The organism is Nonomuraea sp. CA-141351, from assembly GCF_050944675.1.
GTDB lineage: Bacteria > Actinomycetota > Actinomycetes > Streptosporangiales > Streptosporangiaceae > Nonomuraea.
This window is the reverse complement of sequence record NZ_CP191982.1, coordinates 6,500,839-6,515,737: the sequence shown is the minus strand read 5'-3', so window position 1 is coordinate 6,515,737 and position 14,899 is coordinate 6,500,839. Positions and strand designations below refer to the sequence as shown.

Annotated in this window: 13 protein-coding genes and 1 pseudogene; 10 read left to right on the top strand and 4 right to left on the bottom strand. The window is 69.6% G+C overall.

Annotation, left to right across the window (positions count from 1 at the left end):
- Window positions 1-338 precede the first annotated feature (338 nt).
- The 5 genes and pseudogenes from ACQPWU_RS30910 (at window position 339) to fdhF (ending at window position 5,980) form a co-directional block, all read left to right on the top strand.
- Complete coding sequence (locus ACQPWU_RS30910; protein ID WP_433427731.1) at window positions 339-1,244, top strand: universal stress protein; 906 nt, start codon at window positions 339-341, stop codon at window positions 1,242-1,244.
- Window positions 1,226-1,459, top strand: a complete 234-nt coding sequence (locus ACQPWU_RS30905) for a cation transporting ATPase C-terminal domain-containing protein (protein ID WP_433445330.1) — start codon at window positions 1,226-1,228, stop codon at window positions 1,457-1,459. The genes ACQPWU_RS30910 and ACQPWU_RS30905 overlap by 19 nt, the downstream gene beginning before the upstream one ends.
- 244 nt (window positions 1,460-1,703) lie before the next feature.
- A pseudogene (locus ACQPWU_RS30900) lies at window positions 1,704-2,021 on the top strand (NAD(P)H-dependent oxidoreductase subunit E); the annotation flags it as partial.
- Between the two features lie 54 nt (window positions 2,022-2,075).
- Window positions 2,076-3,317, top strand: coding sequence for an NADH-ubiquinone oxidoreductase-F iron-sulfur binding region domain-containing protein (locus tag ACQPWU_RS30895; protein WP_433445329.1), 1,242 nt, complete (start codon window positions 2,076-2,078; stop codon window positions 3,315-3,317).
- Window positions 3,314-5,980: a formate dehydrogenase subunit alpha gene (gene fdhF / locus ACQPWU_RS30890; RefSeq protein ID WP_433427728.1), complete on the top strand. Its 2,667-nt coding sequence runs from the start codon at window positions 3,314-3,316 to the stop codon at window positions 5,978-5,980. The genes ACQPWU_RS30895 and fdhF overlap by 4 nt, the downstream gene beginning before the upstream one ends.
- Here fdhF and ACQPWU_RS30885 read toward each other — a convergent pair.
- On the bottom strand, window positions 5,975-6,814 hold the full coding sequence (locus ACQPWU_RS30885) for a universal stress protein (protein ID WP_433427725.1): 840 nt from the start codon (window positions 6,812-6,814) through the stop codon (window positions 5,975-5,977). The two genes, fdhF and ACQPWU_RS30885, sit on opposite strands and share 6 nt — an antisense overlap.
- A 286-nt stretch (window positions 6,815-7,100) precedes the next feature.
- Here ACQPWU_RS30885 and ACQPWU_RS30880 point away from each other — a divergent pair, with 286 nt between their 5' ends.
- Window positions 7,101-8,228, top strand: a complete 1,128-nt coding sequence (locus tag ACQPWU_RS30880) for a site-2 protease family protein (RefSeq protein ID WP_433427722.1) — start codon at window positions 7,101-7,103, stop codon at window positions 8,226-8,228.
- Between the two features lie 20 nt (window positions 8,229-8,248).
- Here ACQPWU_RS30880 and ACQPWU_RS30875 read toward each other — a convergent pair whose 3' ends face one another.
- On the bottom strand, window positions 8,249-8,953 hold the full coding sequence (locus tag ACQPWU_RS30875) for a universal stress protein (protein ID WP_433427720.1): 705 nt from the start codon (window positions 8,951-8,953) through the stop codon (window positions 8,249-8,251).
- Between the two features lie 257 nt (window positions 8,954-9,210).
- Here ACQPWU_RS30875 and ACQPWU_RS30870 point away from each other — a divergent pair, with 257 nt between their 5' ends.
- Window positions 9,211-11,802 carry a GNAT family N-acetyltransferase gene (locus tag ACQPWU_RS30870; RefSeq protein ID WP_433427717.1) on the top strand — a complete coding sequence of 864 codons (2,592 nt, stop codon included), beginning with the start codon at window positions 9,211-9,213 and terminating at the stop codon, window positions 11,800-11,802.
- Between the two features lie 207 nt (window positions 11,803-12,009).
- On the opposite strand, the gene ACQPWU_RS30865 is transcribed toward ACQPWU_RS30870, so the two are convergent.
- Window positions 12,010-12,585: a hypothetical protein gene (locus tag ACQPWU_RS30865; RefSeq protein WP_433427715.1), complete on the bottom strand. Its 576-nt coding sequence runs from the start codon at window positions 12,583-12,585 to the stop codon at window positions 12,010-12,012.
- A 9-nt stretch (window positions 12,586-12,594) separates the two neighbouring features.
- The gene (locus ACQPWU_RS30860; protein WP_433427712.1) at window positions 12,595-13,116 is read right to left on the bottom strand and encodes a phosphoribosyltransferase; all 522 of its coding nucleotides are present in this window, start codon (window positions 13,114-13,116) and stop codon (window positions 12,595-12,597) included.
- A gap of 590 nt (window positions 13,117-13,706) precedes the next feature.
- Here ACQPWU_RS30860 and ACQPWU_RS30855 point away from each other — a divergent pair.
- The 3 genes from ACQPWU_RS30855 (at window position 13,707) to ACQPWU_RS30845 (ending at window position 14,895) form a co-directional block, all read left to right on the top strand.
- Window positions 13,707-14,141, top strand: a complete 435-nt coding sequence (locus ACQPWU_RS30855) for a CBS domain-containing protein (RefSeq protein ID WP_433427710.1) — start codon at window positions 13,707-13,709, stop codon at window positions 14,139-14,141.
- A complete protein-coding gene (locus ACQPWU_RS30850) occupies window positions 14,104-14,388 on the top strand; it encodes a hypothetical protein (protein ID WP_433445582.1) in 285 nt (94 codons plus the stop codon). The genes ACQPWU_RS30855 and ACQPWU_RS30850 overlap by 38 nt, the downstream gene beginning before the upstream one ends.
- A 63-nt stretch (window positions 14,389-14,451) precedes the next feature.
- The gene (locus ACQPWU_RS30845) at window positions 14,452-14,895 is read left to right on the top strand and encodes a DUF2267 domain-containing protein (protein WP_433427708.1); all 444 of its coding nucleotides are present in this window, start codon (window positions 14,452-14,454) and stop codon (window positions 14,893-14,895) included.
- Window positions 14,896-14,899 lie beyond the last annotated feature (4 nt).

Here is a 14,899-nt window from a genome sequence, read left to right as displayed (position 1 = left end):
ACCCAACGGCTCTCAACGCGGAATCAGAGGGCGGGCCGGGCCACGTGGGGGTGCCGGTCCCGTATCCGCCAGGGACGATCACCGGGCCCGTGCGATCCAGTAACCCGTGAATGCCGATGGTCCCTGGCGTAAAGGGACTTTCTCCCCTGGAGGCGCGGTCCCGCCGGACGTGAGCTGGAGATGTGAACAACGACGTCGAACTCACGGTGGACGACAGTGTGCTGCACATCCGGGGGACCAGACATGGAAGTCCATCGGGCTGCACTGCTCCGAGCCCGCCCACGGGTCCCCTCACAGTCCGTGACACTGCTGGCGCTCGGCACCTGTGAAGAAGGTCGATGATGAACACAGCGATCGTCGTGGGAATCGATGGCTCGCGGACCGCGTGGTCGGCGCTCGCCTGGGCGGCCGACGACGCCGAACGCCGGGGCGTGCCGTTGCGCATTGTCCACGTACGCGAGCCCTGGCTGGCCGAGCACCCGCTCAGCGCCTCCAGCGACAATGAGACCCTGACCGAGCGGTGCGACAGGCTGCTCGCGGGCTCGGCGGAGCGGGCACGCGAGCTCGCCCCAGGGGCGCGGATCTCGACGGCCCTCGCCACCGGGGCGGTGATCGAGCGGCTCAAGACCGAGTCGGAGACGGCCGACACCGTGGTGGTGGGCAGCAGGGGACTGGGTGGCTTCGCCGGATTGGTGCTCGGCTCGGTCGGGCTCGGCCTCGCCGGGTACGCCGAGAGCCCCGTGGTCGTCGTCAGGAGGCTCCCGCGCGACGGCAGTGGCGAGATCGTGGTGGGCTATGACGGCTCACCGTGCGCGGACATGGCGCTGGAGTACGCCCTGGCACAGGCGGCCGCTCGCCGGGCGCGCCTTCGCGTGCTGTACGGCAGGCGATACCCGGTCACGGCTCCGCATCCTGCAGGGTACGGGCCGTTGCCGGTCGACGAGGCCGCTGAGATCGGGCAGCGCCTGATGCTCTGGCGGGAGAAGTACCCCGACATCGAGCTGATCGAGTCGATCGTCCGCGAGCACCCCGTTCTGGCCCTGGCCGCGGCGTCACGAGCTGCCGATCTCGTGGTAGTGGGCTCGCGTGGGCTGGGCGGGTTCACCTCTGCGATGCTGGGCTCCGTCAGCCATGGGGTCCTGCAACGAGCGCACTGCCCGGTGGCCGTGGTCAGCGCACAGGGAAACGGTCGTAACCGCGGTCGAGTTCACGCGCTGTCGGTGTCCTGTCCAACAGTTACCTGATCGCGGGCATCGCCGGTGAGCTCGTCCTCGCGGCGCTCCTCGTCTACCTTCCTCCGTTCCAGGCCCTGCTGGGAACCGCTGCCCTGCCTGCGAGCGACCTCCTTCTGCTGCTTCCTTACCCGCTTATCGTCTGGGGCACGGACGAGTCACGCCACTACCTGGTCCGGACGCCGGGCCCGCCAACGAGCCGGGACGGACGCCGAATGAGCCGCTGACGCCACTGGTGGAGCAGAACCAGTACGTGGTGCCGTCGCGTTCGTCCGGTCGGTGGCATCAGGAGTATCCCCCATGTCCAACCTGGCCATGGCGGGGCCGGCGCACGCGCCATGGGGACAGATCCGCAGGTAGGAGTACGTGGATGTGTGTCCGATAACAAGGAAACGGGCATGAAGAAATCCGTGAAGCGACCCTTTCGATGCATTTCGCGCCCTAGCTGAGCGGCGCGGGCGGCCAGGTGTCCGCCTGATCGAGGCACTTGCCGAAAGTGCCGCGGAGCATGCGGAGGGGCCTGAGAGCTGGGCGCCGGAGGTGGCCACGCGGTTCAGGCTGCCCGCGGCAGCAGGGCTGGGTCCCGCCACCTTCTACGCGGACCTGGCCGTCCCGCACGGGCGCCGGCACGTGCGGGTCTGCGCCGCGACGGCGTGTTTCGCAGCGCAGGGAGGCCAGCATCTGCTCACCATCCAGGACGTGCTCGGTGTCACGGCCGATAGCGACCTCAATCGCGAGGCTGACGTCTCTTTGCAGACCGTTCGCTGCCTCGGCTACTGCTATGCGGGGCCGGCCTGCTTGGACGGTGAGAATCCGTGTGTCGGCCAGGATGTCGCCGGCCAGGTGGCCGGTCGCGTGCCGCCGCGCTCCCCGCCGATCCCGGCGACCGCCATCACCGGCGACCCGGTCGTGCTGGCCGGGATCGTGGCGGGTGAGGCCGCGTGGCGGACATGGGTGGAAACCGTCGGCCGGCGCTCGCCGGAGCACGTCCGGTCCGAGGTCGCGGCCTCCGGGTTGCGCGGCCGGGGCGGCGCGGGTTTTCCTGTGGCGGCCAAGTGGGCGGCGGCGGGCGGCTCGCCAGAGACCGTGGTGATCGCCAACGGTGACGAGGGCGATCCGGGTTCGTACGCCGACCGGCTGCTGATGGAGGCCGATCCGGCGCGGGTGCTGGAAGGGCTGGCGCTGGCCTGCTTCGCCTGCGGGGCTCGCCGTGGTCTGGTGCTGGTGCGTTCGGAGTATCCGCAGGCGCTGGCGGCGATGCGGGATGCCGTGGCGCGGGCGCGCGCGGACGGCCACCTCGGCCGCCAGGTGCACGGCAGCGACGTGGACCTGGATGTGGAGGTGGTGGCGGGTGCCGGCTCCTATGTCACGGGTGAGGAGACGGCGCTGATCGCGGGGCTCGAAGGTGGTCGCGGCTGTGCGCGGGCGCGCCCTCCGTACCCGACCAGTCAGGGTCTGTGGGATGCGCCGACCGTGGTCAATAACGTCGAAACGCTGGCCGCGGTTCCCTGGATCGTCAGTCGCGGTGGTGACGCCTACGCCCGCCGCGGCACGCCCGGCGAGACCGGGACGAAGCTGGTCTGCCTGTCGGAGCGGTTCGCGAGGCCAGGCTGCTACGAGGTCGAGCTCGGCGTGCCGGTTCGGTGGATCGTCACCGAACTGGGCGGTGGCTTGCGGGAAGGGGCCGAGCTCGGTGTGCTGCAGGTCGGCGGGCCGCTGGGGGGGTTCTTGTCAGAGGAGGATCTTGATGTGCCGCTCACCGAGGCGGGGCTGGCGGGTTACGGTGCCGCGCTGGGCCATGCCGGGTTGGTGGCGGTCGAGCGGCGGCTGGAGCCGCTGGATGTGCTGCGGCATGTGTGGGCGTTCGCCGCGGCTGAGAGCTGTGGAGCCTGTTCGCCCTGCCGGGTCGGCTCTCGCCGCGGGCTGGAGCAGGCCAGGGCCGGCGCCCCGCCTGGTGACGCTTATGTCCGCATGCTGAACGTGATGGGCGAGGCCAGCCTGTGTGCGTTCGGTCGCCGGCTGCCGCATGCGGTGCGGAGCCTGGCGCGTGCCTATGGGGATCGCCTGCGGGGGTGGGGCGGATGAGGCTCACGGTGGACGGCGTCGTCGTCGATCTCGCGGGGGAGGCGACGGTGCTGTCCGCGGTGCGGGTCGCGGGCGTCGATCTGCCCACGCTCTGCCATGACGACCGGCTGACGCCGGTGGGTTCCTGCCGGGCCTGCCTGGTACGCCTCGACGGGCGCGTGGTGGCGGCCTGCGTGACCCCCGCGGTGAACGGCGCCGAGGTGCGCGTCGAGGAAGAGGACTTGAGCCGGTTGCGTCATGACGCCGTGGAGCTGATCGTCTCGGCGCTTCCGCCTTATGCGCTGGAAGGCGATGGCGAGCTGGCGCGGGTGTGCCGATCCCTGGGCCTCGGGCCGGAAGCCGCTCAGGGCGGTGCGGGAAGGGGCCGGGACCACACGCATCCGTTCGTCCATCTGGACCGGGATCTGTGCATCGCCTGTGGCCGGTGCGTGCGCATGTGCGCCGAGGTGCAGGGTACGTTCGCGCTCACGCTGGTGGGACGTGGCTCGGAGACCGTGGTCGCGCCGGGCACCGGTGGCGCGTGGGTGGACTCGGATTGCGTCGCGTGCGGAGGGTGCGTGGACAGCTGCCCCACTGGCGCTCTCACCGAGCCGGGGTTGCCGATCGGGACTCATCTGGCCGCGCTCACCCGCACGCGTACCACCTGTGGATACTGCGGCGTGGGCTGCGCCCTGGACGTGCTGACCCGTGACGGCGAGGTCGCCGGGGTACGGCCGGCCAAGGACGGCCCGGTCAACCGGGGGCACGCGTGCGTCAAGGGCCGCTTCGCCCACGGATTTCTGCGCTCTCCGGAGCGGCTCACGCAGCCCTTGCTGCGCCGCCGTTCCGGACTGGAGCCGGTGAGCTGGAGCGAGGCGCTCGACCACATCGCCCGCGGGCTGCGAGCCGCCGTGACCGAGGCGGGCCCTGACGCGGTGGCGGCGATCTCCTCGGCCCGGGCCACCAATGAGGAGAACTACCTGATCCAGAAGTTCATGAGGGTGGTCATCGGCACCAACAACGTCGACAACTGCTCGCGGCTGTGCCATTCCCCGTCGGCCGCCGGACTGACCGCCGCGTTCGGCCTGTCGGGCGGCACCGACGCCTTCGAGGACGTGGAGCGGGCCGACTGCCTGCTCGTGGTGGGCGCGAACCCCGTCGAGGCGCATCCGGTCGTCGGGGCGCGGCTGCTCCAGCAGGTGCTGCGCGGCGCGCGGTTGGTCGTCGCCGACCCGCGTGCCGTCGGCCTCGCCTGCCACGCCGACGTGCACCTACGGCCCCGCCCGGGGACCAACGTCGCCCTGTTCAACGGGCTCGCGCATGTGCTGCTGGCTGACGGTCTCATCGATGAGGAGTTCCTGCGTCACCGGGCCGGCGGGTTGCCAGAACTCGTCGCGGTCCTCGGCGACTACACGCCCGAGCAGGTGGCCTGGATCACCGGCGTGCCCGCAAAGGATCTGGTCGCGGCGGCCCGACTCTACGGGCAGGCCGAGCGGCCGACCATCGTCTACGGGCTCGGCGTGACGGAGCACCTGCACGGTACGGACGGCGTGCGCACGCTGGCGAACCTGGCGATCCTGCGTGGCGCGGTCGGCACCGATCGCGGATTCGGCGTGAACCCGCTCAGGGGACAGAACAACGTTCAAGGCGCCTCGGACATGGGCGCCCTGCCCGACCTGCTGCCCGGCTACGGCAAGGTCGGCGATCCCGCGGTGCGCGGCCGTGCCGAGCAGGTGTGGGGCACCCCGGTGCCGGATCATGACGGCCTGCGCATCCCGCAGATGTTCGCGGCGGCACGCTCGGGAGACCTGCGGGTCCTGTGGGTCGTCGGGGAGGACGTGTGCGCCACCGATCCCGACGCCAACCGCGTGGTCGAGGCGTTGCAGGCCTGCCCGCTCGTCATCAGCCAGGAGCTCTTCCTCTCCGAGACCGCCCGCCACGCCGACGTGGTCCTGCCGGCCGCGTCCTGGCTGGAGAAGGACGGTACCTTCGTCAACTTCGACCGCAGGTTCCAGCGGGTACGCCCCGCTCTCGCCCCGCCCGACCAGGCACGGACCGACTTCGCCATCGTCCACGCGATCGCCGCGGCCTACGGCGCCGACCTCGGCTGCCCGACACCGGCCGAGGCGCTCGCCGAATGCGGGCGCGTGGCACCCGTCTTCGCCGGGATATCCCACCAGCGGCTGGACCGCGAAGGCGCCATCCCGTGGCCCTGTCCCGACCCTGGCCGTCCCGGAGAGGCCAAGCTCTACCTGGACCGATTCGCCACCCCGGACGGCCTGGCCCACCTCGCCGCCCGCCCCTACCTGCCGCCGGGCGAGAGCCCCGACGACGACTACCCGCTGATCCTGATCACGGGCCGCCGGTGGGCGCACTACAACTCCGGCAACATGACCCGGCGATCCGGAAACATGGAGCTCGACGCCTCGGACCGGCTCGACATCCATCCCGCCGACGCCGCCCGCCACGCCGTTCGCGACGGCGACGCGGTGCTCATCGAAAGCCGGCACGGGCAGGCCACGCTGCCCGCGCGCATCACCGAGGAGATCCCGCCGGGCCAGCTCTTCTGCAGCTTCCACTTCCCCGCCAGCCGGGCGAACGCCCTGACCTCCGATCATGCCGACACCGTGACCTCATGCCCGGAATACAAGGTCACCGCCGTACGCCTGCAAAGGTGCTCATGACTCCTTGCCGCGTGGCCGTACGACCGCGACCGGGCATGTGGCGCGGTGCAGCACGCCGTGGCTGACCGAGCCGAGGACCGCGGAGGCGAAACCGCCCAGCCCGCGCGAGCCGACCACGACCAGGTCCGCCGTGGCGGAGGCTTCGACGAGGGCGGGTACCGGGTGCTTGCTCACCTGCTGGTCAGCGATCTCGACGTCAGGATGGTCCTTCCGCCAGCGAGCCACCCGCTCCTTTGCTGTGCGGGCCTCCTCTCGGAAGGCGTCCTTCAGCAGGAGACCGTAGTCCGGGGCGTAGGCGGAGACGATCGGCGCCTGCCAGGCGTAAACGGCGAGCAGCCGTGCGTGGCGGGCGCGAGCCTGTTCGATGGCGTACGGCATGGCTTCCGCCGCGCTTTCGGAACCGTCGTCGCCGACCACGATCCGGCCATGCTCGGCGCCGGCGGGTGCGCGGACGATGACGACCGGCCCGGATGCATGGCCCGCGACCGCCAGGCCCACCGAGCCGAGCACCAGCCCGGCGAATCCGCCCAATCCTCGGCTACCCAGCACCAGGGAATCGGCCGACGCCGACTGGCCGATCAGCACTTCGACGACATTCCCATCGAGCAGTTGGGTGCTCACCTCGATATCCACGCTCACCGCGCGAGCGCTGTCAGCAGCGGCTTCCAGCGTGCCGAGGCAGTACTTCCTGCCGTCGATGCCGCCCGGCCACTGTTCGCACACATGCAGCACCTTGAGGGGCAGCCGTCTGCGCTGGGCGTCGGCCGCGGCCCACTCGGCCGCCGCGCTCGCCGGCTTGGAGCCGTCCACGCCGACCACGATCGGTCCGGCCATTATCGGCCTCCTTCACAAAGCCTTCCCCTCGCCTCCTGCTTCCCGAAACGGACATCAGCGCACATCGATGCCCAGCCGTCACGAGGTTCCGCCCTCGCTCGTAGGCGGCCACGGCGGTCGGCAAGGTCAGAAACGGGAGGTCCTCACCGATGGCCGCGTCATGGCGCGTGCTCTCTATCCTGTGGATCTTCTCCGCCCGACCAGGAGGGCGTGAAAGGCAAAAAAGGCTCCGATAAGGGACTAACAGCCCTACCGGCATGCGACGCCACTGCTGGACTATGGCGAGGTGAAGGGGATTCTTCCGCTGGGTACAGTGGCCGGAATCCCGGTGCGCGCGCACTGGTCGGCGCTGGGCCTGGCGGCGCTCATCGTGGCGGTGCTCGGCGGAGTCGTGCTGCCGCGGGCCATGCCCGGGCTCGATCACAGGCACTACTGGCCGGTGGCTGTGGTCGCCGGAGGCCTGTTCGTGGCGTCGCTGCTGATCCACGAGCTCGCCCACGCGCTGGTCGCCCGGTGGTGTGGCCTCAAGACCAGCTCGATCACTCTGTGGGGCCTCGGCGGCTCCACTGAGCTGGAAGAAGAGGCGAAGAATCCGCGTGTCGAGTTGGTGGTGGCCGCAGTGGGACCGCTGGCCAGCCTGGGCATCGCGGCTCTGGCCTTCCTCACGTCCTTGATCATGCCGAGAGCGACTCTGCCGGCGTCCGCCGTCGTGTGGCTCGCCACCATGAATCTGTTGCTCGGTCTGTTCAACCTGCTCCCTGGCGCTCCTCTGGACGGCGGGCGTGTGCTGCACGCGCTGCTGTGGTGGCGGTCCGGGGATCGTTCCCGAGCGGATCGAGGGGCGGCACGAGCGGGGCACATGCTCGGTGCGGCACTCATCGCGGTCGGCCTCTTCGGCACCCTGCTCTGGGGCTGGCTCGGCGGTCTGTGGTTGCTGCTTCTTGGCTGCTTCATCGTCGCGGGGGCACGGCAGGAACTCACCTTCAAGGTCGCCCGTGTCGGGCTACGTGGCCTGCTGGTGCGCGAGGTCATGACCCCGGAGCCGGACCTGGCACCTGCGTGGATGACGGTGGGGGAGTTCGTCGAGAAGGTCGTGCTGGGCTCGCGTCAGACGGTCTTCCCGGTCGTGACCTTCACCGGCGCCCCGATCGGTTGCGTCTCGCTGTTCAACTTGATGACGGTGCCCCGCGCGCGCCGGAGCGTCACGCGGATCGAGACGCTCACGGTCACGCGGCGTCCGGTACGGGTCCTCGCATCGGACGACGAGGCCATCCGGCTGCTCGAGCAGCCCATACGGGGTCTGCTGATCGCTGTCGTCGAGGGCGGACGTCTGGTCGGCATGGTGACCAGCACGGATCTGGATCGAATTCTCGGCCAGGCGTTGTTGCGGGCCGGTACGAACGCGGTCGGCTGACCACGGTGGGCGTCCGGGAATCAGCCTTCGGACACCACCGCGACAGGGCAGGGGGCGTGCTGGGTGAGGAAGTCCGCTGTATCGAACCACGCGGCGCGCCTGCGGCCGACGACCATGAGCGTCGCGTGGTCATGAGCCTCGCCCGGCTGGATGCGGACTTCCGGGTGTCGTTCCGCCCACTCGGTCAGGTCGGCCGAGGCGGACACCGGTACCTGACGCAGGGCGGCCTCTCCGAACGCGAATTCCAGGACGGAGGCGTCCGGCTCCTTGTCGGCCACGACGATCGGTCCCGGATGCGTCGCGGCGGGCAGGGGCCCCGGGCCGCGTACGACGATCACGGGGCAGTCGGCGTGGGCGGCGACGTATCCGGCGACCGAGCCGACGACGGCTCTGGGCAGCGCGCTCAGCCCGCGGGAGCCGACCACGACGAGCGTGGCATCCCTGGAGAGCTCGACCAGGCGCTGCGCGGCGGGGCCCTCGTACAGGTCGGTCTCGACGCTCACGTCCGAACTGGTCGAACGGGCGCAGTCGGCGCCGTGCCACAGCACATGGTCGGCCGCCTTGCGCAGGTGGGCCTTGGCCTCCTCGTCGGCTTCGCCATAGGGCCATTGCCACGCGTGGGCGATGGTCAGAGGCAGCTTTCGCAGCTCGGCCTCGTCCAGCGCCCAGTCCAGGGCCTGCACCGAGAAGTCCGAGCCGTCATAGCCGAGCACGATGTGGTTCATGTTCGCAGGCCCCTTTCGCGGGCAGGGAACCATATTTCCTCCAGTGTCGGAGTGAGCCCCGAGCGCGCATAGGGTCGGGTGGCCTCGTCCGCCGGGACCTTGGTCCCCGCCTCTCGGGCGGAACCGGCTCCGCCAGGGACCTTCGGCCCTGCCCACAGGGCCGTCCGGCACTGCCGAGTGCGCCTGACGTGCGGGAGTGTCAGATCTGGAGGATCGAGCCCATACGCGGCTGCCTCGCGTCTGAACGGAGGTTCAGCATGCCTGACGGATACGACGTACTGCTGCGCGACGGTGGCATCGCCCATGTGCGCCCGCTGCGCCCCGCCGATCGCGAAGCCCTGCACGAGCTGGTGGACCGCTCGTCGGAGCACTCTGCCTACCTGCGTTTCTTCACCGGCGGCCGCAACACCGCACACGCCTACATCGATCGCATCACCAGTGACAGCTACGTCGGCCGCGCGCGGGTAGCCAGCCTGCACGGGCGGCTGGTCGCCGTAGCCGAGTACATCCCCATCGACGACGACCGTGCCGACCTGGGCATCCTTCTGGACGACGCCGTGCACGGGCATGGCCTCGGCACACTGCTGCTGGAGCACGTCGCCGTCGACGCCGCCGAGCACGGCGTGCACGAGCTGGTGGCCGACGTGCTGGCCGAGAACCGGCCGATGATCCGGGTGCTGCACGACCTGGGCCTGAAGGTGGCACAGCGCTTCGAGGACGGCACGCTGCACGTCACCATCGCGGCCGAGCCTACCCCTAGGCTGCTGGCGGCCATCGAGGCTCGCGACCACGAGGCCGAGCGGGCATCCCTGGCGCGGGTCCTGGCGCCGCGCTCGGTCGCGGTGATCGGTGCCAGCCGCAACGAGCGGGCCGTCGGGCACAAGGCGCTGCGTAACCTCATCGACGGCGGCTTCTGCGGCCCGATCCACCCCGTCAACCCCAACGCCACCGAGATCGCCGGCCTGGCCTGCCACGCGATGGTGCCCCACGGCGTGGACCTCGCGGTTGTGGCCGTGCCCGCCCGGAATGTGCTGCAGGTGGCACGCGACTGCGCAGACGCAGGAGTGGCCGGGCTGGTGGTGCTGACATCGGGGTTCGCCGAGGCCGGGCAGCGTGAGGCGGAGTCGGAGCTGCTGGCGCTCTGCCGCACCGCCGGGATGCGGCTCATCGGCCCGAACTGCCTGGGCGTGATCAACACTGGAGCCTGGCTGAACGCCAGCTTTCTTCCGCACCGCCCGACCCGAGGATGCGTGGCGTTGATGTCGCAGTCCGGCGCCGTCGGCGCGGCACTGCTGGACCGAATGGACGTCTCGTCGTTCGTCTCGGTCGGCAACAAAGCCGACGTCAGCAGTAACGACCTGCTGGAGTACTGGGAGGACGACGACGACACCTGCGTGATCGCGCTGTATCTGGAGTCGTTCGGCAACCCCCGCAAGTTCGCCCGCATCGCCCGGCGGGTCGGCAAACGCAAGCCGATTCTGCTGGTCAAGAGTGGCCGTGGCGAGGCCGGGGGGCGGGCAGTGCGCTCGCACACGGCCGCCGCGGCCACACCGGACGTGGCGGTGGACGCGCTCACCCGCGCCGCCGGCGTGATCCGGTTCGACAGCGTCCCCGAGCTGATCGACACCGCCAAACTGCTGGCCACCCAGCCCCTCCCTCAGGGCCGCCGGGTGGCCATCGTCGGCAACTCGGGCGGCCCTCAGGCGATGGCCGCCGACGCCTGCGAACGCCACGGCCTCATCGTTCCCGAACTGCCGCCCGGGCTGCTGAACGCCCGTGCCGCCGCCGCGCTGGGCAACCCCGTCGACCTGACCGCCGACGCCACCGCCGCCGAGATCGGCGCCACCCTCGAGGCACTCGCCGCCTCGCCCCACATCGACGCGGTCCTCGCCGTCTACACCCCGCCGTTCGGCGACGGCCTCGACGCCACCCGCCAGGCCATCGCCGACGCCACCAAGGCAGCGGCCAAGACCGTACTGGCCTGCGTCGTCGGCCACGACGACCTGATCGACGGCCGCGTACCCAGCTACGCCTTCCCCGAACAGGCCGTCCAGGCCCTGACCCACGTCGCGCGTTACGCCGAATGGCGCAGTCGCCCCGTCGAACCCGTCCCCGTACCTCCGCCCGCCGACGAGAAGGCCGCCCGAGCGATCGTTCACGCGGAGTTGACGGCGCACCCGGACGGCGGCTGGCTGTCACCCGCCGATGCCGCCCGGCTGCTCGCCTGCTATGGCGTTGCACTGGTGGAGTCCGTCGACGTGGACGGCCCTGAGACCGCCGCCGCGGCGGCCGCCCACATCGGGCCGCCTGTCGTGCTCAAGGCCACGGGTCCCGTGCACAAGAGCGAGGTCGGCGGTGTCCGGCTCAACCTCCAGACCCTCGACGAGGTACGGCAGGCGTACCACGACATGTCGGCGCGCATAGGCCAGGAGATGACCGGTGCGATCGTCCAGCGCATGCTGCCCGGCGGGGTGGAGATCATCGTGGGCGGCGTCAACTACCCGACGTTCGGGCCGCTGGTCATGGTCGGCATGGGCGGCGTGATGTCCGATCTCCTGGCCGACCGCGCCTTCCGGGTACCGCCCGTCGTCGATGTCATCGACATGATCGACGAACTGCGCTGCGCCCCGGTGCTGCACGGCTACCGCGGTTCACCACCCGTCGACGTCCCCGCCCTGGCCGACCAGGTCGTACGGATCAGCAGGCTGCTCGAGGACCTACCGCAGGTGGCCGAGCTTGACCTCAACCCGGTCATCGTCACACCAGGAGGCACGGCCACAGTGGACGCCCGCATCCGGTTGGCGTCCTGCGAAAAGCCGCCCTCGCCGCTCCTGCGGCGGCTGCGCTGACCATCGGCCAGGCCATCCGCTGGGCCACGTCGACCAGCCAGTTGGCATCGCTCCCTTCGTTGTCGTACCAGCCTTCATCACCTGCTTTCACTCATCGTCACACGTCCAGGGTCACCGTGCAGGTCCACTGACCGGCACGGTGTTCGAAGGTCAGCTGGTGCAGTGTTGATCGGGATCTGTCCGGTGGTGTCCATCAGGTAGATCACCTCATCCAAGACGGCCACGTCCACCTCGTGAGACGACGGCGGCCACCCGGCTGCCCGGCTCCGCCGCGGCCGACAGCGCGGCCGCCGCCCCGGTACTGGCTCCGAAATAGCCGACCGGCAGTCCTGCGACCTGAGGCTGATCAATCAGCCAGTTCGTCACCTGCGCGAGCCGTCCGGCCAGCAACTCGATGTCGAACACCTTGCCACGGTCGTACTCCTCCTCGACCGTGAGCAGGTCGCACAGCAACGTACCCAGACCCGCGCGGTTGAGCAGCGAGGCCACGTACCGATTGCGTGGGCTGTGCCTGCTGCTGCCGCTGCCGTGCACGAAGACCACCACCCCCGCAGCCTCCGGAATGACGAGCTGCCCCGGCAGCCGGACAGGACCGGCATCCACCGTCACCTCGTCGGCAGGCTCCAGCGGATCGGATTTCGCCACGTGCCCTTTCCCGGTCGCCGCGCCGTCGGCGGCAGGTGGTGCGGTCCGCCGCAGCAGTTCGACGACCTGCTCGTCGGTGTTCTGGGTGAAGTCGGTGTACCAGGCGCCAATGGCCCAAAGAGCGGTAGGTGTCTCCAAACAGATCACCTAGTCGGCGTCCTCGCGCAGACTCGCGATCGTGTCCGGCGTTCCGACAGGGACCGCCAAGATCACTCGCGAGGCCCCGCGCGCATGAGCCACCTGGCAGGCGGCGCGAGCGGTGCCACCCGTGGCGATCCCGTCGTCGACCACGATGACCGTACGGCCCGTAAGGTCGACCGGTGCGCGATCACCGCGAAAGCGGCGCGCACGGCGCAGCACCTCCGCCTGCTCGCGCTCCTCTACCGTGACCATCTCCTCATGCGTCACATCCGCCATCCGGACGACATACGAATTGATCACGCGTACGCCGCCTTCTCCGACAGCACCGAATCCCAGCTCGGGCTGGAACGGCACTCCCAGTTTGCGGACCACGATCACGTCCAGCGGCGCGCCCAATGCCTGGGCCACCTCGAAGGCCACGGGTACGCCGCCTCTGGGCAGCCCGAGGACGACCACATTCTCATCGGTGATCCGCCCGGTCAGTCGTTCAGCCAGACGCACACCTGCGTCATGACGATCAGTGAACATTGAACCTCTGCACCTCCCCAAGCCCCCGATGGCGGCGAAGGAATGCATCCCTTTCACCACCATCAGGGGTGCAGAACGTCGCGCGGGTAGGGCCGAAGGTCCCTGTTCGTGAACTCACCCTGAGCCGCGATCTTCGGGGTCTTGCCGGACAAGCAGGCAATGGATGATCAAGTGAGGGTCACCCGGGCCCAGATTCGAGGCACGGCTGGTGGTGGGGTCGTAGCCGCGGTCAGGCGCATGGGACGAAAGGCCCATCCGTTAGGGAAGGAGGACTCTGCCGTCACGGTGCCGAGTTGGAGAACCTGTGAATGAGGAGACCCGCCGATGCGGGAAGCGGAAGGGCCGTCGATGGCAGACGGCAGTCCCGCTCGAGGGCGGAGAAGGAAACTTTCCGCCCGAAAAGCCCGGATTGTTAGTCCTGATGCTCCCATCGGCGGGTGCTCTGTACTGGACGTCGCATTCCGAATAGAGCATGTGCTGTACCAGCTGTTCGAACGAATTTTTACATCTCTCCGCCGGCACGCTCGCTCATGCTTGGACTCGCAGGGTACGAGAGGGTGAGAGCGAGTCGATGTGTTCGGGGGCGACCGATGAGCATAGAGGAAGCCGGGAAGAAGGCCCGCGACGTGATGCATGAGGGAGTTCAATGCATCGGCGAACACGAAAGCCTGCGGGTCGCCTCACAGATGATGTGCGACCTCGGAGTCGGCGCCCTGCCCATCTGCGGGGATGACGACCGGCTCGAGGGCATGATCACTGACCGGGACATCGTGGTCCTGTGTTGCGCCCACGGCAAGGACATCGACCAGACCACCGCAGGAGAACTGGCTCGTGGACTGGTATGGGTGGACGCCGACGCCAGTCTTGAGGAGGCGCTGTTCAAGATGGAGCAGCGCCACATCAAGCGCCTGCCAGTGATGGAGGACCACCACGTGGTCGGCATCATCAGCGAGGCTGATCTCGCCAAAGAGTTGCCCGACAACAAGCTTGCCGAGTTCGTTCACCGCGTTTACGCGCTCGGCTGACACGCCCGTCGGCCACGGCGCGGCGTCGGAGATCGTCGTGGTGGTGATACATGGCTTGTTCGTGGAGGCGGCGGTGGAGCGCCTCAGTCGTGCCGGGATCGGTTGGGTGCCGGTCACCGACACGCTCGCCCAGTCGGCCGCGCCGGCGATGTCGCTTGGCGTGTGCTCGGTCGCTCCGCTGCTGGCAGATGCCATCGGGCGCTTGCACCATGATGAGCCACTGGATGACCTGCTGGCCCGGGCTTGATGGTCCCGTGCTGGCCGGTGCGCGCGGCCGAACGCGAAGAGGAGACGACATCGGGAGGGAACAATGCCGCACACACGAGTGCAGAGCATCGATCACACCGTCCAGACCACCAACCGGTGGCTGGCGGACCTGGCTGAGGCGATCGGGACCGAGGACCGGGAGCTCGCCCAGCGGGTGCTGAAGGCCTGGCTGCACGCGGTCAGGGACGGTTTGACCGTGGACAGCGCGGCCCACTTCGCTGCGCAACTGCCCGATCTGCTCCGTGGGGTGTACTACAACGGCTGGGATCCTAGCAGCGTACCGATCCGCCGGGGCCGGGAGGAATTCATCGAGTACTTCGCCCGCTCAGCCCGCATCGCGCTCAGTAATGTACCCGAGCTCGCCCCTACGGTCACGGAATTCCTGCGCGGGGAGCTCTCTGAGCCGTCGGTTGCGCATGTGCTCGACCGGCTCCCGCGGGACGTACGTACCGTGTTGCACTCCACAGGGACGGCCAGGACGGGGTGATCGC

Bases quoted from the DNA above. Each gene is read 5' to 3' on its own strand.
- ACQPWU_RS30845 (WP_433427708.1), top strand. From the start codon at position 14,452: ATGCCGCACACACGAGTGCAGAGCATCGATCACACCGTCCAGACCACC.
- ACQPWU_RS30855 (WP_433427710.1), top strand. From the start codon at position 13,707: ATGAGCATAGAGGAAGCCGGGAAGAAGGCCCGCGACGTGATGCATGAG.
- ACQPWU_RS30860 (WP_433427712.1), bottom strand. From the start codon at position 13,116: ATGTTCACTGATCGTCATGACGCAGGTGTGCGTCTGGCTGAACGACTG.
- ACQPWU_RS30910 (WP_433427731.1), top strand. From the start codon at position 339: ATGATGAACACAGCGATCGTCGTGGGAATCGATGGCTCGCGGACCGCG.
- ACQPWU_RS30870 (WP_433427717.1), top strand. From the start codon at position 9,211: ATGCCTGACGGATACGACGTACTGCTGCGCGACGGTGGCATCGCCCAT.
- ACQPWU_RS30885 (WP_433427725.1), bottom strand. From the start codon at position 6,814: ATGGCCGGACCGATCGTGGTCGGCGTGGACGGCTCCAAGCCGGCGAGC.
- fdhF (WP_433427728.1), top strand. From the start codon at position 3,314: ATGAGGCTCACGGTGGACGGCGTCGTCGTCGATCTCGCGGGGGAGGCG.
- ACQPWU_RS30875 (WP_433427720.1), bottom strand. From the start codon at position 8,953: ATGAACCACATCGTGCTCGGCTATGACGGCTCGGACTTCTCGGTGCAG.